We start from the raw sequence: 21,677 nt of genomic DNA, 5'->3' as shown, positions 1-21,677 counted from the left end.
CGCTGGTCAACTCCATCGTTGCCCTGCACGCCACCGGCGGCTCGACCAACCACACTCTGCACATGCCGGCCATCGCCATGGCCGCTGGCATTCAACTGACCTGGCAGGACATGGCCGACCTCTCCGAAGTCGTCCCGACCCTGAGCCACGTCTACCCGAACGGCAAAGCCGACATCAACCACTTCCAGGCAGCGGGCGGCATGTCGTTCCTGATCCGCGAACTGCTCGGCGCAGGCCTGCTGCATGAAGACGTCAACACCGTGCTCGGCCATGGCCTGAGCCAGTACACCAAGGAGCCGTTCCTCGATAACGGTGAGTTGGTCTGGCGCGAAGGGCCGACCGACAGCCTCGACGAAAACATCCTGCGTCCGGTGTCCCGTGCGTTCTCGCAGGAGGGCGGCTTGCGGGTGATGGAAGGCAACCTCGGTCGCGGCGTGATGAAGGTTTCCGCCGTTGCGCTGGAAAACCAGATCGTCGAAGCGCCGGCGATGGTGTTCCAGGATCAACAGGATCTGGCCGATGCGTTCAAGGCCGGTCTGCTGGAGAAGGATTTTGTTGCCGTGATGCGCTTCCAGGGCCCGCGCTCCAACGGCATGCCGGAGCTGCACAAGATGACGCCATTCCTCGGCGTATTGCAGGATCGCGGCTTCAAAGTGGCATTGGTGACTGACGGGCGCATGTCCGGCGCGTCGGGGAAAATCCCCGCAGCGATTCACGTCAGCCCGGAAGCTTATGTCGGTGGCGCTTTGGCACGCGTGCAAGAGGGCGATATCATCCGCGTCGATGGCGTCAAAGGCACCTTGGAACTGAAGGTCGACGCCGCCGAATTTGCAGCGCGCGAACCTGCCAAAGGCCTGTTGGGCAACAACATCGGCAGCGGCCGCGAGCTGTTTGGCTTCATGCGCATGGCCTTCAGCTCGGCGGAGCAGGGCGCCAGCGCCTTCACTTCTGCCCTGGAGACGCTTAATTGAAACTGGCTTTGGTCGGTGACATCGGAGGCACCAACGCGCGGTTCGCGTTGTGGCAAAACCAGCAACTGCAATCGGTTCAGGTGCTGGCCACGGCCGACTTTGCCAGCCCGGAAGAGGCAATCGCTCTGTACCTGAGCGGGCTCGGCCTGGCGCCGGGTTCGATCGGCTCAGTGTGCCTGTCGGTGGCAGGTCCGGTGAGTGGCGATGAATTCAAGTTCACCAACAACCACTGGCGGCTCAGCCGCAGCGCGTTTTGCAAGACCTTGCAGGTCGAGCAGTTGTTGCTGACCAACGACTTCTCGGCGATGGCGCTGGGCATGACCCGCTTGCAGCCGGGCGAATTCCGCGTGGTCTGCGAAGGCACGCCGGAGCCGTTGCGCCCGGCGGTGGTGATCGGCCCCGGCACTGGCCTGGGTGTCGGCACCTTGCTCGATCTCGGCGAAGGGCGCTTTGCCGCGTTGCCGGGCGAGGGCGGCCACGTCGACCTGCCGCTGAGCAGTCCACGCGAAACGCAACTGTGGCAACACATCTACAACGAAATCGGCCATGTCAGCGCGGAAACCGCGTTGAGCGGCGGCGGCCTGCCTCGACTGTACCGGGCGATCTGCGCGGTGGATGGTCATGAGCCTACGCTTGAAACGCCGGAAGCGATCACCGCCGCTGGCCTTGCCGGTGACCCGATCGCTTTGGAAGTGCTCGAGCAATTCTGCTGCTGGCTCGGCCGCGTTGCCGGCAACAACGTGCTCACCACCGGCGCGCGCGGCGGGGTGTTTATCGTTGGCGGGGTGATTCCACGCTTCGCCGATTTCTTCCTCGCCAGCGGCTTCGCCCGCTGCTTCGCCGACAAAGGCTGCATGAGCGATTACTTCAAAGGCATCCCGGTGTGGCTGGTGACCGCGCCGTATTCCGGCCTGGTCGGCGCCGGCGTGGCGCTGGATCAAGCAACACCTGTATAGAGATCGTTCCCACGCTCCGCGTGGGAATGCCTCAAGGGACGCTCCGCGTCCAGTGACGCGGAGCGTCACGGGCTGCATTCCCACGCAGAGCATGGGAACGATCAACAGGCGACAAATTTTCCAGGTTCATCAGGCATAATCCGCCCCAACTCCAACAACAAGGATGCCTTCGAAGTGAGCTCAGTCAACAAGTCGATATTGTTGGTCGATGACGACCAGGAAATACGCGAGTTGCTGGAAACCTACCTGACCCGCGCCGGGTTTCAGGTGAGGGCCACCGCCGATGGTGCCGGTTTTCGTCAGGCGCTCAACGAGGCGCCGAGCGATCTGGTGATCCTCGATGTCATGCTGCCCGACGAAGACGGTTTCAGCCTGTGCCGCTGGGTGCGCCAGCATCCGCGTCAGGCGCAGGTGCCGATCATCATGCTGACCGCCAGTTCCGACGAAGCCGACCGGGTGATCGGTCTGGAACTTGGCGCTGATGACTACCTCGGCAAACCGTTCAGCCCGCGCGAACTGCAAGCGCGGATCAAGGCCCTGCTGCGTCGCGCACAATTCGCCCACGAACGCAGCGGCAGCGAAGTGCTGGTCTTCGACGACTGGCGCCTGGACACGGTCAGTCATCGGCTGTTTCACACCGACGGCGAGGAAGTGATCCTCTCCGGTGCCGATTTCGCCCTGCTGAAACTGTTCCTCGACCACCCGCAGCAAATCCTCGACCGCGACACCATCGGCAACGCCACCCGTGGCCGCGATCTGATGCCGCTCGATCGCATCGTCGACATGGCCGTCAGCCGTTTGCGCCAACGCCTGCGCGACACCGAAAAACCGCCACGGCTGATCCGCACCGTACGTGGCAGCGGTTATCAGTTGGCAGCCAATGTGGTTGCCGGCAATGCTCACTGAGGCGCTGGGCAAATTCGCCAGTCGCATACCGGTGCCGCGCTCACTGCTCGGGCGGATGCTGCTGCTGACTCTGCTGGCGGTGCTGTTCGCGCAAACGCTGTCGAGCGTGATCTGGGTATCGCAGTTGCGCGCCACTCAACTCGAAGGCCTCGTCACCAGTGCCCGCAGCCTGGCGCATTCGATGACCGCCAGCGTCAGCTATTTCCGTTCCCTGCCGGTGGCCTACCGACCGCTGGTGCTCGATCAGTTGCGCAGCATGGGCGGCACCCGATTTGTCGTGACCCTCAACGACAAGCCGCTGGGCATGGACGTGCTGCCGGTGACGCCGCGCAAGGCTGCGGTGATGCAAGCGGTGGACGAAGTGCTGCGCCAGTCTCTGGGCCATGACACGGATATTTCCGTGACCTTCGTCAGCCCCGAAGACCTGCGGATTTTCAACGCCGGACTGAAACTTGATGAATTGCCGCGCTCCTGGGCGCATTACGCCCTGACCCTGGAGCCGGTGAATCCACCGGTGCTGGTCACGCAGATTCAAATGGCTCCGGGGGAGTGGCTGTACATCGCCTCGTTGCTGCCCGAGCCGTACACCAGTCTCGAAGAGCAAGGCCTGCCGGCGCAGCAGGTGTGGTTTATCGTCCTCACCAGCGGCTTTTTGCTGTTGTTCATCGGCCTGCTGGTGCACTGGCAGAGCCGGCCGCTCAAGCGTCTGGCGCGGGCAGCGCGGGATCTGTCGCTGGGTGCCGACGTCGAGCCGGTGGCGGAGGGCGGTGGCAGTGAAGTGGTCGAAGTCGGTCGCGCGTTCAACACCATGCGCGAACGCATCAGCCGCTACCTGACCGAACGCAGCCAGTTGTTCAGCGCGATTTCCCACGACCTGCGCACGCCAATCACCCGCCTGCGCTTGCGCGTCGAATTGCTCGAAGACGAACAGCTGCAAGCCAAATTCGGCCGCGATCTGGATGAGCTGGAGCTGCTGGTCAAAGGCGCACTGCAATGCGTGAAAGACACCGACATCCACGAGAACATCGAGCCGGTGGATCTCAATCATGTGCTCGATTGTCTGGTCGAGCCGTATCTGGCGCCGAACGGCAATGGCCGCGTCACCCAGCATGGCCGTGCGCTGTCGGCGTATCCAGGCAAGCCGCTGGCGCTCAAGCGCTGCATCGGCAATCTGATCGACAACGCCTTGAAGTATGGACAGAACGCGCATCTGCACATCGATGACGATGACAGCGCCTTTGTTCTGCATGTCGACGACGAAGGGCCGGGTGTGCCGCAGCAGCGGCTGGAGCAAGTGTTCGAACCGCACTTCCGTTTGGCGGGACAGCAGCAGGGCTACGGATTGGGACTGGGCATTGCGCGCAACATTGCTCATAGCCATGGCGGCGAGGTGACGTTGCAGAACCTGCGTGAGGGTGGGTTGCGGGTGACGTTGCAGTTGCCGCGGTCTGTGGATTGAGTCAAAGCTTTCCCTCACCCTAACCCTCTCCCGGGGGGAGAGGGGACTGATCGGGGGATGCTGCAGAGATAGGCCGACCTGACCGTACAACGCCGAATCCATAATCGACTCGGTATTTCAGGTCGGCGGAAAGCTCATTACAACTCGGTCAGCCCCCTCTCCCTCCGGGAGAGGGTTGGGGTGAGGGCTGCTCTTTGTCACGGACTGGTGACAAACCCCGTCCCCTTCGTTACAAGCCCGCCCCGGCCCGTTGTTTAGACTGCCCGCAGTCCTAACAACAAAAAAGGGTCACGCCATGGACACCTTTCACCCAGACTTCAGCAGTTGGCTGAACGCCCCTGCCCACCAGCAATGGCTAGCCGCCGAAGGCCTGCGTCTGCTGGACTTCGCCAAGGCTGCGAAGCTGCCCGAAGGTTTCGGCAACCTCGATGAGCGCGGCCGTTTGCCGGCGAACGCACGAGCCGAAACCATGAACACCGCGCGCATGACCCACAGCTTCGCCATGGCCCACATTCAGGGCCTGCCGGGGTTTGCCGAGCTGGTCGACCACGGTATCGCCGCGTTGCGCGGGCCACTGCGTGATGCGTTGCACGGCGGCTGGTTTGCGGTTGCCGGACACCGCGACGACAACACCGGCAAGAACGCCTATCTGCATGCCTTTGTCGCCCTCGCCGCCAGCTCCGCCGTGGTCGCACAACGGCCCGGTGCCCAGGCTTTGCTCGATGACGCGATCGACATCATCGACACTTATTTCTGGAGCGAAGAAGAGGGCGCCATGCGCGAATTCTTCAATCGCGACTGGAGCGAAGAAGAAGCCTATCGCGGCGCCAACAGCAACATGCACGCGACCGAAGCATTCCTCGCGCTGGCCGATGTCACCGAAGATCCGCGCTGGCTGGTACGCGCCCAGCGCATCGTCGAACGAGTGATCCATGGCCACGCTGCAGCCAACGATTACCTGGTCATCGAGCACTTCGATCGCGACTGGCAACCGCTGCGCGAATACAACCACGACAACCCCGCCGACGGTTTCCGTCCTTACGGCACCACGCCGGGCCACGGTTTCGAGTGGGCGCGCTTGCTCCTGCACCTTGAAGCCGCACGGGTACAGGCCGGCATGCTTACGCCGGGCTGGCTGGCGACTGATGCGCAAAAACTCTTCGAAAACAATTGCCGCCACGGCTGGAATGTCGATGGCGCGCCGGGCATCGTCTACACCCTCGACTGGAATAACCAGGCTGTCGTTCGCCATCGTCTGCACTGGACGCACGCCGAAGCCAGCGCCGCCGCCAGCGCCTTGCTCAAGCGCACCGGCGACGGGCAATACGAAACCTGGTACCGGCTGTTCTGGGAGTTCTGCGAGACGAATTTCATCGACCGCTGCAACGGCAGTTGGCACCACGAACTCAATCCTCAGAATGTGCCAAGTGCCGATATCTGGCCGGGCAAGCCCGATCTGTATCACGCCTGGCAGGCTGTGCTGATTCCGCGATTGCCGCTGGCGCCGAGCATGGCCACGGCTTTGGCGCAGCTATCCCGGCCTGTGCCTGTGTAACCATGTCGTGACATTTACGCGTCCCTTCGTTACCTGCGAAGCGAAACGCTCTGTTTAAACTCCGTGCAGCGCAAGCACCAGACTTGCAATGCATAACAACAAGAAAGGTACATCTCGAATGAATGCGATTTCTCGCCTCGCTACTGTCATTTCTGTCGCCTCCCTGTTCCCGCTCGCAATCCTGCCGCTCAGTGTCTCCGCTGCCGATTCCAAAGGTTCGGTGGAAGTCGTGCACTGGTGGACTTCCGGTGGCGAAAAAGCCGCTGTCGATGTGCTCAAGGCCCAAGTCGAAAAAGACGGTTTCACCTGGAAAGACGGCGCTGTCGCCGGTGGTGGCGGTGCGACTGCCATGACCGTGCTGAAAAGCCGTGCCGTCGCCGGCAACCCGCCAGGCGTAGCGCAGATCAAAGGCCCGGACATCCAGGAATGGGCGTCGACCGGCCTGCTCGACACCGACGTTTTGAAAGACGTCGCCAAGTCGGAAAAATGGGACAGCCTGCTCGACAAGAAAGTCTCCGATACCGTGAAGTACGACGGTGATTACGTGGCCGTGCCGGTGAACATTCACCGCGTGAACTGGCTGTGGATCAACCCGGAAGTCTTCAAGAAAGCCGGCATCACCAAGAATCCAACCACCCTCGAAGAGTTCTACGCAGCCGGCGACAAGCTGAAAGCGGCGGGCTTCATTCCGCTCGCCCACGGCGGTCAGCCTTGGCAGGACAGCACCGTGTTCGAAGCCGTGGTGCTCTCGGTCATGGGCGTGGATGGCTACAAGAAAGCCCTGGTCGATCTCGACAACAAAGCGCTGACCGGCCCGGAAATGGTCAAGGCGCTCACCGAGCTGAAGAAAGTCGCGACCTACATGGACGCGGACGGCAAAGGCCAGGACTGGAACCTGGAAGCGGCCAAGGTCATCAACGGCAAGGCCGGCATGCAGATCATGGGTGATTGGGCCAAGTCCGAATGGACCGCCGCCAAGAAAGTCGCCGGCAAGGACTACGAGTGCGTAGCGTTCCCGGGCACCGACAAGGCGTTCACCTACAACATCGACTCGCTGGCCGTGTTCAAGCAGAAGGACGCCGGCACTGCGGCCGGTCAGCAGGACATCGCCAAAGTCGTGCTGGGTGAGAACTTCCAGAAAGTCTTCAGCATCAACAAAGGCTCGATCCCGGTACGCAACGACATGTTGAACAACATGGACAAGCTCGGCTTCGACTCCTGCGCACAGACAGCTGCCAAAGACTTCCTCGCGGACGCCAAGTCCGGCGGCCTGCAACCAAGCATGGCGCACAACATGGCGACCACGCTGGCGGTGCAGGGCGCGTTCTTTGATGTCGTGACCAACTACATCAACGACCCGAAAGCCGACCCGGCCGATGCGGCGAAGAAACTCGGCGCGGCGGTTCAGTCGGCCAAATAGGCGCCTTGACGGCGAGCTGCAAGCTTCAAGCTTCAAGCTGCAAGTTAAAGGCTTGCGCGCTGCTGGTCTTGTAGCTTGCAGCTTGCAGCTGTTCTTCTCTTTCTTTTCTGGATTTGCTCATGAGTTCTGTTGCTGTGTTCAGCAAGGCCTCGCCGTTCGATGCATTGCAGCGCTGGCTACCGAAACTGGTGCTGGCGCCGAGCATGTTCATCGTGCTGGTGGGCTTCTATGGCTACATCCTGTGGACGTTCATTCTGTCGTTCACCACCTCGACCTTCCTGCCCAACTACAAGTGGGCCGGTCTGGCGCAATACGCGCGGTTGTTCGACAACGACCGCTGGTGGGTGGCGAGCAAGAACCTCGCCGTGTTCGGCGGCATGTTCATCGGCATTACCCTGGTGATCGGCGTGTTGCTGGCGGTGTTCCTCGACCAGCGCATCCGTCGCGAAGGCTTTATCCGCACCATTTACCTGTACCCGATGGCGCTCTCGATGATCGTCACTGGTACCGCGTGGAAATGGCTGCTCAACCCGGGCATGGGCCTGGACAAATTGTTGCGTGACTGGGGCTGGGAAGGTTTCCGTCTGGACTGGCTGATCGACCCTGATCGCGTGGTCTACTGCCTGGTGATCGCCGCTGTTTGGCAAGCCTCGGGCTTCATCATGGCGATGTTCCTCGCCGGCCTGCGTGGCGTCGATCAATCGATCATCCGTGCCGCGCAGATCGACGGCGCGAGCATGCCGCGCATCTACTGGAAAGTCGTGCTGCCAAGCCTGCGTCCGGTGTTCTTCAGTGCGGTGATGATCCTCGCGCACATCGCGATCAAGAGCTTCGACCTCGTTGCGGCAATGACCGCCGGCGGCCCGGGTTATTCCTCCGACCTGCCAGCGATGTTCATGTATTCCTTCACCTTCAGTCGCGGCCAGATGGGCATGGGCTCGGCCAGTGCGATTCTGATGCTCGGTGCGATCCTCGCGATCATCGTGCCTTACCTGTATTCCGAGCTGAGGACCAAGCGTCATGACTAGTCTTGCTGCCAAACCCGCTATCAGCTTGAGCCGCATCGCGATCTACGCGGTGCTGATCCTCGCAGTGTTCCTCTATCTGGTGCCGCTGGTAGTCATGTTGCTGACCAGCTTCAAGACCCCGGAAGACATCAGCACCGGCAACCTGTTGAGCTGGCCGACCGTGGTCAGCGGCATCGGCTGGGTCAAGGCCTGGGCCACGGTTGACGGCTACTTCTGGAACTCGATCAAGATCACCGTACCGGCGGTAATCATCTCGACCGCCATCGGTGCGTTGAACGGTTACGTGCTGTCGATGTGGCGCTTCCGTGGTTCGCAGTTGTTCTTCGGTCTGCTGCTGTTCGGCTGCTTCCTGCCGTTCCAGACCGTGCTGCTGCCGGCCTCGTTCACCCTCGGCAAGATGGGCCTGGCGAGCACCACCACCGGCCTGGTGTTCGTGCACGTGGTCTACGGTCTGGCGTTCACCACGCTGTTCTTCCGCAATTACTACGTGAGCATTCCCGATGCGCTGGTCAAGGCTGCGCGTCTGGATGGCGCGGGTTTCTTCACGATTTTCCGCCGCATCATTCTGCCGATGTCGACGCCGATCATCATGGTCTGCCTGATCTGGCAGTTCACCCAGATCTGGAACGACTTCCTGTTCGGGGTGGTGTTCTCCAGCGGTGATTCGCAACCCATCACCGTGGCGCTGAACAACCTGGTCAACACCAGCACCGGCGCCAAGGAATACAACGTGGATATGGCAGCGGCGATGATCGCCGGCCTGCCGACCCTGCTGGTCTATGTGGTCGCAGGCAAGTATTTCGTGCGCGGGCTGACGGCCGGCGCGGTCAAGGGGTAATCATGGCTACGCTTGAACTTCGCAACGTAAACAAGACCTACGGGGCCGGCCTGCCGGACACCCTGAAGAACATCGAACTGTCGATCAAGGACGGTGAATTCCTGATCCTCGTCGGCCCGTCGGGCTGCGGCAAATCGACCTTGATGAACTGCATCGCCGGCCTGGAAACCATCACCGGCGGCGCGATCATGATCGGTGATCAGGACGTCAGCGGCATGAGCCCCAAGGATCGCGACATCGCCATGGTGTTTCAGTCCTATGCGCTGTACCCGACCATGAGCGTGCGCGAGAACATCGAGTTCGGCCTGAAAATCCGCAAGATGCCGCAGGCAGCGATCGACGAAGAAGTCGCCCGCGTGGCCAAGCTGTTGCAGATCGAACACCTGCTCAATCGCAAGCCGGGCCAGCTCTCCGGTGGTCAGCAACAGCGTGTGGCGATGGGCCGTGCTCTGGCGCGGCGGCCGAAGATCTACCTGTTCGACGAACCGCTGTCGAACCTCGACGCCAAGCTGCGCGTCGAGATGCGCACCGAAATGAAACTGATGCACCAGCGCCTGAAAACTACCACCGTTTACGTGACCCACGACCAGATCGAAGCGATGACTCTGGGCGACAAGGTCGCGGTGATGAAGGACGGCATCATTCAGCAGTTCGGTACGCCGAAAGACATCTACAACAACCCGGCCAACCTGTTCGTGGCGAGCTTCATCGGTTCGCCGCCGATGAACTTCATTCCCCTGCGTTTGCAGCGCAAGGACGGTCGTCTGCTGGCGCTGCTCGACAGCGGCCAGGCGCGTTGCGAATTGCCGATGAGCATGCAGGACGCCGGGCTTGAAGACCGCGAAGTGATCCTCGGCCTGCGCCCGGAGCAGATCGTGCTGGCGAACGGCGAGGGCAATGGTCTGCCGAGCATCCGCGCCGAAGTGCAGGTCACCGAACCGACCGGTCCGGACACCTTGGTGTTCGTCAACTTGAACGACACCAAGGTCTGCTGCCGACTGGCGCCGGACGTGGCACCGCAGGTAGGCGAAAGCCTGACGCTGCAGTTCGATCCATCGAAAGTGTTGTTGTTCGATGCCAATACCGGTGAGCGTCTGGGCGTTGCGGGCCAGGTGCAGACAGAAACCCGGTCGGCGAATGTGGCGCAGTTCAAAGGCCGCTGAAAAACAATGCTGGAATGCGGTCCTGTGGGAGCTGGCTTGCCAGCGATGGCATCAAACCGGTTTGGCGACAGACCGAGTCGCTCGCATCGCTGGCAAGCCAGCTCCCACAAGGGCCGGTTCCACAAAAAGGAGCACGCGGTGAATGGCCTGTCATTCGTCGCAATTTATGTAACCCGCGTTAGATAAAAACAGTTAATAACAATAAAGACGAGGATGTAGGGATGAAAAAGAAACACGTCAATGCCCGGTTGATCTGCCAGGTTTCTGCGGCAGCTGCACTGGTGCTGGCCGGTAATGCAATGGCGGCGGATGCGTTCAGCTCCGACTCCAAGTGGATGACCGGCGACTGGGGCGGCGAGCGCACCAAGCTGATCGAGCAGGGTATCGACATCAAGGCCGACTACGTTGGTGAGATGGGCGCCAACCTGAACGGTGGCTACAACGACGACAAGACTGCGCGTTACGCCGACCAGTTCGGTCTGGGCGTGGCCCTCGACCTGCAGAAACTGTGGGGCTGGGACAACACCCAAGCGAAGATCCAGCTGACCAATCGTAACGGCTACAACATCTCCAACGACCGCGTTGGCGATCCGCGTGCCGGCACCCTCAGCTCCTCGCAGGAAGTCTACGGCCGTGGCCACATGGTCCGTCTGACCCAGTTGTGGATCCAGCACCAGTTCTTCGACAACAAGCTCGACGTCAAGGCCGGTTACTTCGGCGAAGGCGAAGACTTCAACACCTTCCCGTGCGACTTCCAGAACCTGGCGTTCTGCGGTTCGCAAGTGGGTAACTGGGCGACCAACATCTGGTACAACTGGCCCGTCAGCCAGGCCGCGATCCGTGTGAAGTACAACATCAACGACGAGCTCTACGCGCAAATCGGTGCGTACAACCAGAACCCGTCGCAGCTGGAACACGGCAACGGCTTCAAGCTCAGCGGCAGCGGCACCAAAGGTACCGTGCTGCCCGTTGAATTGGTCTGGTCGCCGAAGGTCAACAGCCTGCCGGGCGAATACCGCGTCGGTTACTACAAGAGCACGGCGGACGCCGACGACGTTCGCGAAGACGTCAACGGTTTCGACGCGGCAACTACCGGTGACGACTACAAGTCGCACAACAGCAAAAGCGGTTACTGGTTCGTTGCGCAACAGCAACTCACCAGCCACAACGGTGATGCCACTCGCGGTCTGAACATCGCTGCCAACGCGACTTTCCACGACAAGGACACCAACTTCATCGACAACTACCAGTCGGTGATGTTTGTCTACAAAGGCCCGTTCGACGCGCGTCCGAAGGATGACATCGGTATCGGCGCGGCGCGTATCCACGTCAACAAGGACGTCAAGCGCAACGCTGAACTGCTGAACGCCGCCAACGGTGTGTCCGACTACGACAACGCCGCGTTCTCGCCGATTCGTGAGACCGAGTACAACTACGAACTCAACTACGGCATCCATGTCACCAACTGGCTGACCGTGCGCCCCAACCTGCAATACATCACCCATCCGGGCGGTGTGGATGAAGTCGATAACGCTTTGGTCGCTGGCCTGAAAATTCAGTCAACGTTCTGACGCGTCTGCGATAAGCTCCTCTCTATGTGCGCATTTTGCGGACAGCCAAGGCTGTCCGCTTTTTTTTGCGAGACAGGTCTGACGTGTTGCTTGATGATTTTTTGTGGCTGGAGAATTTTTTGTGGCGAGGGGATTCATCCCCGCTGGGCTGCGAAGCGGCCCCAAATCCTATAAGCACAATCTGGCTGATACACCTCGGTGAATGGTTTTCAGGGCCGCTTCGCGACCCAGCGGGGATGAATCCCCTCGCCACAAAGTGCTATGCAAGGCTTTTGGATTGATAAGTACCCCATGATTTTCAGGACCGTAGCCAATGCATGAGCATCCGCTGCAACGCTTCTTCAAATCCCTGCGCGAGCGACCGGTGTTCGCCTGGGAACGCTATCAGATGCGCGACGTGTTGGTGATCGATCATCCGCTGTGTCAGGCGGTGTTCAGTCGTCAGGGCGCGCAGCTGCTGCACTTTCAACCGCGCGGGCAGAAGCCGTGGTTGTGGTGCGCGGCGAAGTGGCCGCATGTCGGCGCGATTCGCGGTGGCGTGCCGGTGTGCTGGCCGTGGTATGGCCGTCATCCGAGCGAAAACGCGTGGCCGTCCCATGGTTGGGCGCGACTGCTCGACTGGAAACTGCTCGACAGCAGCAGCGCCGAAGACGGCGTGCGCCTGCACTGGCAATTGCAGCTGTGCGACTGGCAGGTCGACCTGCACGCGCATCTGGGCGAGCGCATGGAATTACGCCTGAGCACCGAGCATCAGGACGACATGCCGTGCCAGTTGAGCCAGGCTTTGCACGCTTACTGGCGTATTGGTGATGTCGGTGAGATAGCGCTGTCTGGGCTCGAAGGCGCGCAAGGTTATGACCAGTTGAATCGCCAGGTTTGCCAGCAAGAAGGTGAGTTGCGCGTCGATGGCGGCTGTCAGCGGGTGTTCCAGCATGACGGCGAATTGCAGCTCAAGGATCACGCCTGGCAGCGCGAGTTGTGCATCGATACCGGTGACAGCGGCGACACCGTCGTCTGGCATCCCGGCGCGCGGCCGTTGCTGGGGGTGAGCTGGGACGAGGTATCGGAATTCGTTTGCGTAGAAGCAGCAGCGGGCGGCACCGACAGCCTGCATCTGGCGCCGGGGGAGAAGGCGCATTTGAGTTTGCAGGCGTGGGCGGCGGCCTGATCGTTCCCACGCTCTGCGTGGGAATGCAGCCCGGGACGCTCTGCGTCCCTTTCGGAACTGGAACGCGGAGCGTCCCTTGAGGCATTCCCACGCAGAGCGTGGGAACGATCAGCCTTCAGAGATCAATTGAACTCGTCACCCACCGGATACCGGCTGGCATTCAAGCTCTCTTTGATCTTGCGCAGATGCGGCTGGAAATCCACGCCACGGCGCAAGGTCATCCCCGTCGCCAGCACATCCAGCACGGTCAACTGAATGATCCGCGACGTCATCGGCATATAAATGTCGGTGTCTTCCGGCAACGGAATATTCAGGCTCAGGGTACTGGCCTTGGCCAGCGGTGAGTTCTCCGCCGTCAGGCCCAACACCGAAGCACCGTTCTCCCGGGCAATCCGCGCCACTTCCACCAGCTCACGGGTACGCCCGGTGTAGGAAATGATCACGAACAGCTCACCGGTGTGCGCCACCGAAGCAATCATTCGCTGCATCAACACATCGGCATGCGCGGTGACCGCAAGGTTGAAGCGGAAGAACTTGTGCTGCGCATCCAGCGCCACCGGGGCAGAGGCGCCGAGGCCGAAGAAATGGATCTGCCGGGCCTGGATCAACAGGTCGACGGCGCGGCTGATCAGGTTCGGGTCGAGCGCCTGACAAGCGCTGTCCAGGGAGGCGATGGCGCTGCCGAAAATCTTCTGCGTGTACGCCTCGGGATTGTCGTCGGCCTCGACCGCGCGGCTGACATACGCCGCGCCACTGGCCAGGCTCTGCGCCAATTGCAGCTTGAGCTCGGGATAGCCGCTGACACCGAACGAGCGGCAGAAGCGGTTGACCGTCGGTTCGCTCACCGAGGCGGCCTGGGCGAGGGCGGCGATGCTGAAGCGGGTGGCCTGCTGCGGGTTGAGCAGGATCACCTCGGCGACCTTACGTTCGGCCTTGTTCAGCTCTTCAAGGCGACTCTGGATCTGTTCCAGTAAATTTCGCACGCGGTCCATATGGAATTCCTGATTCACCGACGCAGAGTTGCGTCGGGCTATGCAAATTGGGCCTTTGATATGGCCCGTGACGGTGGCCTATCCTACTGATGCGTCCGGGCGACCACCACTCGGATTGAGTATTCTGCGAAAATGTTGTGGTTATTACTACATTTTCCCTTGAGTGATGCCTTGAAAAAAGGTATTTGTAGCTTAACTTGATAAAAGAACAAACATCATGCCTTCCATTACGGTTGAACCGTGCACCTTTGCCTTGTTCGGCGCGCTTGGCGATCTGGCCCTGCGCAAGCTGTTTCCTGCCCTGTATCACCTAGACGGTGCCGACCTGCTGCACGAGGACACGCGCATCATCGCGCTGGCCCGTGAGCCCGGCAGCGAGCAGCAGCACATGGCGTTCATCGCCGCCGAATTGCGCCGTTACGTCGGTAAAGAGCTGAACGAAACCGTAGCCGAGCGCTTTCTCGCGCGCCTGACCTACCTGCATGTCGACTTCCTCAAGGCTGAGGATTACGTGGCGCTGGCGGAACTGGCCGGCAGCAGCCAGCGCATGATTGCCTACTTCGCTACTCCGGCGGCGGTGTACGGCGCGATCTGCGAGAACCTCGAGAAAGTCGGTCTGGCCGAAAACACCCGTGTAGTGCTGGAAAAACCGATCGGCTCTGACCTGGAGTCGTCGCGCAAGGTCAACGACGCCGTCGCGCAGTTTTTCCCGGAAGACCGCACCTACCGCATCGACCACTACCTGGGCAAAGAGACCGTTCAGAACCTGATCGCCCTGCGTTTCGCCAACAGCCTGTTCGAAACCCAGTGGAACCAGAATTACATCTCCCACGTGGAAATCACCGTGGCCGAGAAGGTCGGCATCGAAGGCCGTTGGGGCTATTTCGACAAAGCCGGCCAGCTGCGCGACATGATCCAGAATCACCTGTTGCAGCTGCTCTGCCTGATTGCCATGGATCCGCCGGCCGACCTGTCCGCCGACAGCATCCGTGACGAGAAAGTGAAAGTGCTCAAGGCGCTCGCGCCGATCAGCCCGGAAGGCCTGACCACGCAAGTGGTGCGCGGCCAGTACATCGCCGGCCACAGCGAAGGCAAATCCGTTCCGGGTTACCTCGAAGAACCGAATTCCAACACCCAGAGCGACACCGAAACCTTTGTCGCCCTGCGTGCCGACATCCGCAACTGGCGCTGGGCCGGCGTGCCGTTCTACCTGCGTACCGGCAAGCGCATGCCGCAGAAGCTGTCGCAGATCGTCATCCACTTCAAGGAACCGTCGCACTACATTTTCGCCCCGGAGCAGCGTCTGCAGATCAGCAACAAACTGATCATCCGCCTGCAACCGGACGAAGGCATTTCCTTGCGCGTGATGACCAAAGAGCAGGGCCTGGACAAGGGTATGCAACTGCGCAGCGGGCCGCTGCAACTGAATTTCTCCGACACCTGGCGTAGCGCGCGGATCCCCGATGCCTACGAGCGGTTATTGCTGGAAGTGATGAACGGCAATCAGAACCTGTTTGTCCGTAAAGATGAAATCGAAGCCGCGTGGAAGTGGTGTGACCAGCTGATCGCCGGGTGGAAGAAATCCGGTGACGCGCCCAAGCCGTATGCGGCAGGGTCGTGGGGGCCGATGAGCTCCATTGCTTTGATCACGCGGGACGGGAGGTCGTGGTATGGCGATATCTGATGTGCAACTGCCGACGGGCGTGACTGCCCGCGAATTCAACAGCCCGGTGCTGCTCGCCGAAGGTCTGGCGCTGAACGTTGCCAAGCAACTGAGCGACGCCATTGCTGCACGCGGCAACGCGGTGCTGGTGGTGTCCGGCGGGCGCAGCCCGGTAGCGTTCTTCCAGCACCTGGCCAAGCAGGAGCTGGACTGGTCGAAGGTCGTCGTGACCCTGGCCGACGAACGCTGGGTGCCGGTGGAACATGCCGACAGCAATGCCGGCCTGCTCAAGCAGTATCTGCTCAACGGCCCGGCAGCCAAGGCACAGTTCCTCAGCCTCTACAGCGCGGCGGCCAACGTCGAGCAGGCTGCGGAACAGGCCGATCGTCTGCTCGGCGAACTGCCGCCGATCGACGTGCTGGTACTGGGCATGGGCGATGACGGTCACACCGCGTCGCTGTTCCCCGACAGCCCGAACCTCGCCGAAGCCCTGCAAGCCGATGGCACACGCCGTTGCTGGCCGATGCTGGCGCCCAGCGTGCCACGTCAGCGCCTGACCATGAGCCGCGCACTGCTGGCCTCGGCCCGGCACAAGATTCTGTCGATTTCCGGTCAATCGAAACTGACCACCCTGAATGCCGCGCTGGCATCCGATGACGTTGCGGCCATGCCGGTGCGCGCGTTTCTGCAACCTACGTTAGAGATTTACTGGTGCCCATGAGCCAAGGAACAGCCGCTATGACAACCCCATCCCCGACCGTTTCCATGGCGGACAAAGTTGCCCTGATCGACAGTCTCTGCGCCAAGGCGCGGATCCTGCCAGTGATCACCATCGCCCGCGAACAGGACGTGCTGCCACTGGCCGACGCCCTCGCCGCCGGTGGCCTGACCGCGCTGGAAGTGACCCTGCGTTCGCAGTTCGGCCTCAAGGCCATTCAGATCCTGCGTGAACAGCGTCCGGAACTGATGACCGGTGCCGGCACCGTGCTCGACCGCAACATGCTCGCAGCGGCGGAAGCGGCCGGTTCGCAATTCATCGTCACCCCGGGCATCACCCGTGACCTGCTCGAAGCCAGCGTCGACAGCCCGATTCCGCTGTTGCCGGGCATCAGCAACGCCTCGGGAATCATGGAAGGCTACGGTCTGGGCTATCGCCGCTTCAAGCTGTTCCCGGCGGAAGTCAGCGGTGGCGTGGCGGCAATCAAGGCGCTCGGCGGCCCGTTCGGCGAAGTGAAGTTCTGCCCGACTGGCGGCGTCGGCCCGGCCAATATCAAGAGCTACATGGCGCTGAAAAACGTCATGTGCGTGGGCGGTAGCTGGATGCTTGATCCGGAGTGGATCAAGAACGGCGACTGGGCGCGCATTCAGGAATGCACCGCCGAGGCCCTGGCGCTGCTGGACTGATCTTTACCCCTACACCTCGTTGTGTGCTTTACGGCTTTATGGTGCGCTTGGTCGGCGCACCTTTTTTTTGCGCTGAAAAAACTGCCGGTACATGCCGCGATACATAGTTACTGCACGCTGGCTTTTTCACGGGGTTAATCTGCGTCCATCTTATGGAAGAGAGAACGCCTCATGGACGACTGTCAGTCTCTGACCCTTACACCACAATCCCGTTATCAACCGCAGCAACTTCCCCTCGGCCGCCCCGCAGCTGAATCTCAAGTGCGCAATATCACCCAGGGGGTCGAAGGCCTGCCGCTGATCCTGCGTCTGTCGCTGGTCGATGCGATGACCAGCGAGCCAGTCATCGGCGCGCTGGTGCGCATTCAACAGCGTGTCGATGGCGACACCAGCCTGGGCGGCAGTCAATCGACTGATAGCCATGGCATCGTCCGTTTCACCAGTGTCTATCCGGATCGACCTGCGCACGGCGCTGCTTGCCTGAGGCTGAACGTATTCATTCCCGGCGACGAAGCAGGAGCCCAAGCTCACCACGAGGCCTGGGCCGGGACCTTGCACCTCTCAGGCCGCTGCGGCTGTGAAGGTGCCGCCGAGGACGCCTTGCAGTTGGTATTGCAGCCGATCGCCGGCGCCGATCTTGAAGACGGCGCCTTCGCCAGCCTGACCCTCGGCATCGACACCTTCGCCGTGTCGGCGCAGTTGGGTCTTGAAGGCTACGAAAAAAACTCCGGTGTGCCGTTCTAGCGCAGCTGGTTCAATGCGTGGACCAACTGCTCCATCTCGCCAGCCGTGGTGGTCAGCCCCGGGGTGATGCGAATGCACGGCCCGCACGCGGCGCCGGTGCGCACCACGGTGAACAGGTTGAATTCGTTGAGCAGACGCTCGGCCATGGCCTGTTGATCGGTATGCCGGGTGAAGCGCAGCGCGGTGATCCCGCAATACAGTTGCGGGTCGTCCGGCGTCAGCACCTCGATGCCCGGCAGGTGCCGGACCCGGCTGACCCACAAGTTGCGCAGGTAATTCAGGCGTGGGCTTTTGGCTGCGGCGCCACCGAGGGCGTCGTGCTCTTCGAACACCAGCGGCAAGGTCATCAGCGCCGGGATGTTCGGCGTGCTGTACGAGGTGCGCGCGCGAATATCGCTTACTGGGTAATGCATCTCGCCCATGTCCGGATCGATATCAGCCAGACGCTGCGGGGCGATATAGATGAAGCCAAGGGTCAGCGGTGCGCCGATCCATTTGTGCAGGTTGTAACCGGCGAAAGCGATGCCCAACGCTTGCAGGTCAAATTCAATCTGGCCGAGGGCGTGGGCACCGTCGAGGATGATGTCGACGCCGTGCTCTTTGGCCAGTGCGGCGATGGCCTGCACCGGCATGACCAGACCGGTGCGATGGGTGACATGGGTCAGCGCCATCAGTTTGAGCTTCGGGTGGCGGGTGAAAGCTTCGCGGTAGCTTTCCAGCAGGCTGTCGAAACTGGCGGGATGGTGGTGGGTAATCTCGATAACCTCGACGCCACGCTGTTTCGCCAGCCAGCGCATGGCGCCTTTGACCGTGTCGTACTCAAGGTCACAGATCAGCACCTGATCGCCCGGTTGCAGGCGATTGTAATTGCGGATCAGCGATTGCAGGCCTTCGGTGGCATTGCGCGTCAGCGCCACGCTTTGCGCGCGCACGCCGATCAGTTCGGCCAGTTGCGCGCGGATCTCAAGGTTGTCGTGCTGTTCAAAGCGCTGGCGCACATAAATCGAGTTGCTGGTGTTGATCAGCTCGATATTGCGCTGGTACTCCTCGATCACCGTGCGCGACATGCGCCCGAAGTAACCGTTTTCCAGGTTGACCGGGCCGGGCTGCACATCGTATCGGTCGGCGAATGTCTGCCAGAAGGCTTCGTCACGGGCGCGGCGGGTGTTGTCAGGCATGGTCGGCAAGGCTCAAGAGGGAAGGGCGCGTCAGTGGCGCGGGGCGGGTTTGCCGTGTTTGGCGCGCAGCGGTTCGAGCAGGTCGGACAGGCCGTTGTGGTCGATCTCCTGCATCAACGCCAACAGGCCACCGAGTTCACCGTGGGGAAAGCCTTCACGGGCGAACCAGTTCAGATAGGGGCCAGGCAAGTCGGCAATGATCCGCCCTTTGTATTTGCCGAAGGGCATCTCGCGGGTGATCAGCAGTTCGAGTTTTTCCGGATTCATCAGCACGCTTCATCGATTCACATGACAGCCTGGAAAATACAGGCATTCTGCATGCAGGCCAAATGACAGATCATGCAAAAAACCAGCATACAGATGGTTCAATCTTTCTTAAGTCGTTGAAAACAAAGATGTTTTTACCTGAAGCGAAGCTGGCACGCACACTGCAATATCCCTTGCATCTTCAACCCATCGCAAGGAATTGAAAAATGACCGACATGAATAAAGAAGCCATTTCTGTACTCAACGACCTGATTGAAACCTGCAAGGACGGTCAGGAAGGGTTCAAGACTTGCGCCGAAGACATCAAGCACCCAGAACTGAAAACCCTGTTCGTGCAGCGCTCCGCCGATTGCGCCACCGCAGCAGCCGAGCTGCAGGCTCAGGTACGTTCGCTGGGCGGTGATCCGGAAACTTCGACCAGTGTTGCCGGTGATCTGCACCGTCGCTGGGTCGACGTCAAATCCATGTTCACCGGTAAAGACGAAGAGGCTGTGCTGAACGAAGCCGAGCGTGGTGAAGACCATGCGCTGAAGGCTTATCGTGAAGCGATCGAGAAGATCAACAAGCACAATCTGGTTGGCATCAAGGATCTGGTTGAGCGTCAGTACCACGGCGTACAACGCAACCACGACCAAGTGAAAGCCCTGCGTAACCAGGCTCGTGCGAACTCGTAAGAGTTAGTCGGCTGAAAAAAAACGCCAGCTTGTCTGGCGTTTTTTGTGCGCGTCTGGAAAGCAAAGATCGCAGCCTGCGGCAGCTCCTACAGGGGAATGAATTCCAAAGTAGGAGCTGCCGCAGGCTGCGATCTTTTCGATCAACCGATACTGATCGCCGGCAATGTCGGCAACGTCACCGTCTGCTGTTTACGTGGCGCGAGAATCTCCGCCTCGCCATCCACCACCAATTCATCACGCTGATTGAATACGCGAGTAGCAATGCGCACGCGGAATTTCGGCAGTTTCTCCAGAATCTCCAGGCGCACCGTCAGCGTGTCGCCGATCTTCACCGGCTTCTGAAAGCTCATCTGCTGACCGATATAGATAGTGCCCGGCCCAGGCAATTCGCAGGCAACGGCGGCGCTGATCAGCGCACCGCTGAACATGCCGTGGGCGATGCGCTCCTTGAACATGCTGGCGGCGGCAAACTCGGCGTCCAGGTGCACCGGGTTGTGGTCGCCCGACATCGCGGCGAACAGCTGAATGTCGCGCTCTTCGACAGTCTTGCTGTAGCTGGCGGTCTGGCCGACTTCAAGGGCTTCGTAAGGGATGTTGGTAACCTGGGTCATCGGTTTCGATTCCTGTGACGGATTTCAGTCAATCCACAAAAAATTTATTCGCTGCGCTGTGGGCGCCGGTGGCTCAGGGCCTGGTCGATCCAGGCGAGTACATCGGTGGTCACTTCGTCGCGATTGCTTTCATTGAACAATTCGTGCCGGGCCTGCGGGTAGATCTTCAGTTGCAGATGCTGGCTGCCGGCCCTGCGCAAGGCATTGGCCAGATCTGTCAGACGCTTGCCCTCGCTCACCGGATCACATTCGCCGCCAATCACCAGCAACGGCAGGCCCGGATCGATCTGCGCGAGATTGGACGCTTTGCTGATTTGCTGCAAGCCGCCGAGCAGGTCGATCCACAGCTGATTGGTGCAGCGAAAGCCGCACAACGGGTCGGCGGCGTACTTGTCGACTTCGGCCGGATCGCGGCTCAGCCAGTCGAAACGGGTGCGCACCGGTTTGAATTTATTGTTGAACGAGCCGAACGACAGCCACTCGATCAACGCACTGCGGCCCTTGCCGCCCTGACGCAGTTTTTCCAGCCGGGCAATCTGCCGGGCGGCGCGATACAGCGCCACTGGCTGGTAATTCGAGCCACTGAGAATCGCCCCGTGCAGACTGGCACTGTGGTGCAACAAATAGCCTTGGGCGATGTAGCTGCCCATGCTGTGGCCGAGCAGGATGATCGGCACGCCGGGATGTTGCTGGCCGATATGCTGGTTGAGGCTGGCCAGATCGCCGACGACCTTGCGCCAACCGTCGTCATCGGCGAAATGGCCGAGGGTGCCGTTGTCGGCGGTGCGGCCATGGCCGCGCAGATCCGGGGCATACACGCCATAGTCTTTGTCGCAAAACGTGTCGGCGAGCCGCGCGTAGCGAGCGCTGTGTTCGGCCATGCCATGGGCCAGCAGAATCACCGCTTTCAATGGCGTGGCCGGCAGCCAGCGGTTGACGTACAGGCGGCTGCGGTCACTCGCGTCCAGCCAGAAAGTGTCGTGGGTCATGGCGATTCCTTTGCTCAGCATCGCCACAGTGTATAGCGCGTCTGATCAGCTCACGCCACGGCAGGAAGATTCACGGGATCAATGAGGGCTTGCGTCATATTTGCCTCAATGGCCATAGCT

General features: G+C 60.8%; 21 protein-coding genes. 16 read left to right on the top strand and 5 right to left on the bottom strand.

All coding sequences use genetic code 11. The features are described from left to right. From D8U60_RS11560 to D8U60_RS11510, 11 genes are all read left to right on the top strand, one after another. Nucleotides 1–971: dihydroxy-acid dehydratase (locus D8U60_RS11560; protein WP_177435463.1), on the top strand; the 971-nt coding region annotated here is incomplete at its 5' end. Continuing rightward, on the top strand, nt 968–1,927 hold the full coding sequence (locus tag D8U60_RS11555) for a glucokinase (protein ID WP_130900165.1): 960 nt from the start codon (nt 968–970) through the stop codon (nt 1,925–1,927). The genes D8U60_RS11560 and D8U60_RS11555, both read left to right, overlap by 4 nt. Before the next feature lie 174 nt (nt 1,928–2,101). After that, entirely contained in the window at nt 2,102–2,833 is a 732-nt protein-coding gene (locus D8U60_RS11550) for a response regulator transcription factor (RefSeq protein WP_016773529.1), read from the top strand. Beyond that, on the top strand, nt 2,823–4,292 hold the full coding sequence (locus tag D8U60_RS11545) for an ATP-binding protein (RefSeq protein WP_071173345.1): 1,470 nt from the start codon (nt 2,823–2,825) through the stop codon (nt 4,290–4,292). The genes D8U60_RS11550 and D8U60_RS11545 overlap by 11 nt, the downstream gene beginning before the upstream one ends. A 295-nt stretch (nt 4,293–4,587) precedes the next feature. Then, nucleotides 4,588–5,847 carry an AGE family epimerase/isomerase gene (locus D8U60_RS11540; RefSeq protein WP_130900164.1) on the top strand — a complete coding sequence of 420 codons (1,260 nt, stop codon included), beginning with the start codon at nt 4,588–4,590 and terminating at the stop codon, nt 5,845–5,847. A gap of 118 nt (nt 5,848–5,965) precedes the next feature. Beyond that, nucleotides 5,966–7,267 (top strand): ABC transporter substrate-binding protein, encoded by a 1,302-nt coding sequence (locus tag D8U60_RS11535; RefSeq protein ID WP_024014061.1) that lies wholly within the window; start codon nt 5,966–5,968, stop codon nt 7,265–7,267. A 119-nt stretch (nt 7,268–7,386) separates the two neighbouring features. Next, entirely contained in the window at nt 7,387–8,295 is a 909-nt protein-coding gene (locus D8U60_RS11530) for a sugar ABC transporter permease (protein WP_016773533.1), read from the top strand. Beyond that, nucleotides 8,288–9,133 carry a carbohydrate ABC transporter permease gene (locus D8U60_RS11525; protein ID WP_039758116.1) on the top strand — a complete coding sequence of 282 codons (846 nt, stop codon included), beginning with the start codon at nt 8,288–8,290 and terminating at the stop codon, nt 9,131–9,133. Before D8U60_RS11530 ends, D8U60_RS11525 begins: the two co-directional genes overlap by 8 nt. 2 nt (nt 9,134–9,135) lie before the next feature. Continuing rightward, nucleotides 9,136–10,296, top strand: coding sequence for a sn-glycerol-3-phosphate ABC transporter ATP-binding protein UgpC (gene ugpC, locus D8U60_RS11520; protein WP_073472036.1), 1,161 nt, complete (start codon nt 9,136–9,138; stop codon nt 10,294–10,296). Nucleotides 10,297–10,517: 221 nt separating this feature from the next. Next, nucleotides 10,518–11,867: a carbohydrate porin gene (locus D8U60_RS11515; protein WP_076563920.1), complete on the top strand. Its 1,350-nt coding sequence runs from the start codon at nt 10,518–10,520 to the stop codon at nt 11,865–11,867. A gap of 313 nt (nt 11,868–12,180) precedes the next feature. After that, on the top strand, nt 12,181–13,035 hold the full coding sequence (locus D8U60_RS11510; RefSeq protein WP_073472039.1) for a D-hexose-6-phosphate mutarotase: 855 nt from the start codon (nt 12,181–12,183) through the stop codon (nt 13,033–13,035). A 122-nt stretch (nt 13,036–13,157) separates the two neighbouring features. Here the strand turns inward: D8U60_RS11510 and D8U60_RS11505 are convergent, their stop codons facing one another. Beyond that, entirely contained in the window at nt 13,158–14,018 is an 861-nt protein-coding gene (locus D8U60_RS11505) for a MurR/RpiR family transcriptional regulator (RefSeq protein ID WP_169842436.1), read from the bottom strand. A gap of 226 nt (nt 14,019–14,244) precedes the next feature. Here D8U60_RS11505 and zwf point away from each other — a divergent pair, with 226 nt between their 5' ends. From zwf to D8U60_RS11485, 4 genes are all read left to right on the top strand, one after another. Continuing rightward, nucleotides 14,245–15,711, top strand: coding sequence for a glucose-6-phosphate dehydrogenase (gene zwf, locus D8U60_RS11500; protein ID WP_016773537.1), 1,467 nt, complete (start codon nt 14,245–14,247; stop codon nt 15,709–15,711). Further along, complete coding sequence (gene pgl / locus D8U60_RS11495; protein ID WP_130900163.1) at nt 15,698–16,411, top strand: 6-phosphogluconolactonase; 714 nt, start codon at nt 15,698–15,700, stop codon at nt 16,409–16,411. The genes zwf and pgl overlap by 14 nt, the downstream gene beginning before the upstream one ends. Before the next feature lie 17 nt (nt 16,412–16,428). Further along, nucleotides 16,429–17,094: a bifunctional 4-hydroxy-2-oxoglutarate aldolase/2-dehydro-3-deoxy-phosphogluconate aldolase gene (locus D8U60_RS11490; RefSeq protein WP_016773539.1), complete on the top strand. Its 666-nt coding sequence runs from the start codon at nt 16,429–16,431 to the stop codon at nt 17,092–17,094. A 171-nt stretch (nt 17,095–17,265) separates the two neighbouring features. Next, nucleotides 17,266–17,838 carry a hypothetical protein gene (locus tag D8U60_RS11485; RefSeq protein WP_130900162.1) on the top strand — a complete coding sequence of 191 codons (573 nt, stop codon included), beginning with the start codon at nt 17,266–17,268 and terminating at the stop codon, nt 17,836–17,838. Here D8U60_RS11485 and D8U60_RS11480 read toward each other — a convergent pair. Next, complete coding sequence (locus D8U60_RS11480; protein ID WP_130900161.1) at nt 17,835–19,016, bottom strand: aminotransferase class V-fold PLP-dependent enzyme; 1,182 nt, start codon at nt 19,014–19,016, stop codon at nt 17,835–17,837. The genes D8U60_RS11485 and D8U60_RS11480 overlap by 4 nt on opposite strands. 30 nt (nt 19,017–19,046) lie before the next feature. Further along, a complete protein-coding gene (locus tag D8U60_RS11475; RefSeq protein WP_003227425.1) occupies nt 19,047–19,283 on the bottom strand; it encodes a DUF3820 family protein in 237 nt (78 codons plus the stop codon). 206 nt (nt 19,284–19,489) lie between these two features. Here D8U60_RS11475 and D8U60_RS11470 point away from each other — a divergent pair, with 206 nt between their 5' ends. Then, a complete protein-coding gene (locus D8U60_RS11470) occupies nt 19,490–19,957 on the top strand; it encodes a PA2169 family four-helix-bundle protein (protein WP_016773542.1) in 468 nt (155 codons plus the stop codon). 140 nt (nt 19,958–20,097) lie between these two features. Here the strand turns inward: D8U60_RS11470 and D8U60_RS11465 are convergent, their stop codons facing one another. Then, nucleotides 20,098–20,568, bottom strand: coding sequence for a MaoC family dehydratase (locus D8U60_RS11465; RefSeq protein ID WP_003227420.1), 471 nt, complete (start codon nt 20,566–20,568; stop codon nt 20,098–20,100). A 44-nt stretch (nt 20,569–20,612) separates the two neighbouring features. After that, nucleotides 20,613–21,557, bottom strand: coding sequence for an alpha/beta hydrolase (locus D8U60_RS11460; RefSeq protein WP_016773543.1), 945 nt, complete (start codon nt 21,555–21,557; stop codon nt 20,613–20,615). Nucleotides 21,558–21,677: the final 120 nt, after the last annotated feature.

It is taken from the genome of Pseudomonas sp. Sample_11 (genome assembly GCF_004307505.1).
Taxonomy (GTDB): domain Bacteria; phylum Pseudomonadota; class Gammaproteobacteria; order Pseudomonadales; family Pseudomonadaceae; genus Aquipseudomonas; species Aquipseudomonas atacamensis.
The sequence above is the reverse complement of the archived record's forward strand: the minus strand, read 5'-3'. Positions and strand labels throughout refer to the sequence as shown.

Coding starts and splice junctions, on each gene's coding strand:
- D8U60_RS11545 (WP_071173345.1), top strand. CDS start 2,823: ATGCTCACTGAGGCGCTGGGCAAATTCGCCAGTCGCATACCGGTGCCG.
- D8U60_RS11540 (WP_130900164.1), top strand. CDS start 4,588: ATGGACACCTTTCACCCAGACTTCAGCAGTTGGCTGAACGCCCCTGCC.
- D8U60_RS11535 (WP_024014061.1), top strand. CDS start 5,966: ATGAATGCGATTTCTCGCCTCGCTACTGTCATTTCTGTCGCCTCCCTG.
- D8U60_RS11530 (WP_016773533.1), top strand. CDS start 7,387: ATGAGTTCTGTTGCTGTGTTCAGCAAGGCCTCGCCGTTCGATGCATTG.
- D8U60_RS11525 (WP_039758116.1), top strand. CDS start 8,288: ATGACTAGTCTTGCTGCCAAACCCGCTATCAGCTTGAGCCGCATCGCG.
- ugpC (WP_073472036.1), top strand. CDS start 9,136: ATGGCTACGCTTGAACTTCGCAACGTAAACAAGACCTACGGGGCCGGC.
- D8U60_RS11515 (WP_076563920.1), top strand. CDS start 10,518: ATGAAAAAGAAACACGTCAATGCCCGGTTGATCTGCCAGGTTTCTGCG.
- D8U60_RS11510 (WP_073472039.1), top strand. CDS start 12,181: ATGCATGAGCATCCGCTGCAACGCTTCTTCAAATCCCTGCGCGAGCGA.
- zwf (WP_016773537.1), top strand. CDS start 14,245: ATGCCTTCCATTACGGTTGAACCGTGCACCTTTGCCTTGTTCGGCGCG.
- pgl (WP_130900163.1), top strand. CDS start 15,698: ATGGCGATATCTGATGTGCAACTGCCGACGGGCGTGACTGCCCGCGAA.
- D8U60_RS11490 (WP_016773539.1), top strand. CDS start 16,429: ATGACAACCCCATCCCCGACCGTTTCCATGGCGGACAAAGTTGCCCTG.
- D8U60_RS11485 (WP_130900162.1), top strand. CDS start 17,266: ATGGACGACTGTCAGTCTCTGACCCTTACACCACAATCCCGTTATCAA.
- D8U60_RS11480 (WP_130900161.1), bottom strand. CDS start 19,016: ATGCCTGACAACACCCGCCGCGCCCGTGACGAAGCCTTCTGGCAGACA.
- D8U60_RS11475 (WP_003227425.1), bottom strand. CDS start 19,283: ATGAATCCGGAAAAACTCGAACTGCTGATCACCCGCGAGATGCCCTTC.
- D8U60_RS11470 (WP_016773542.1), top strand. CDS start 19,490: ATGACCGACATGAATAAAGAAGCCATTTCTGTACTCAACGACCTGATT.
- D8U60_RS11465 (WP_003227420.1), bottom strand. CDS start 20,568: ATGACCCAGGTTACCAACATCCCTTACGAAGCCCTTGAAGTCGGCCAG.
- D8U60_RS11460 (WP_016773543.1), bottom strand. CDS start 21,557: ATGACCCACGACACTTTCTGGCTGGACGCGAGTGACCGCAGCCGCCTG.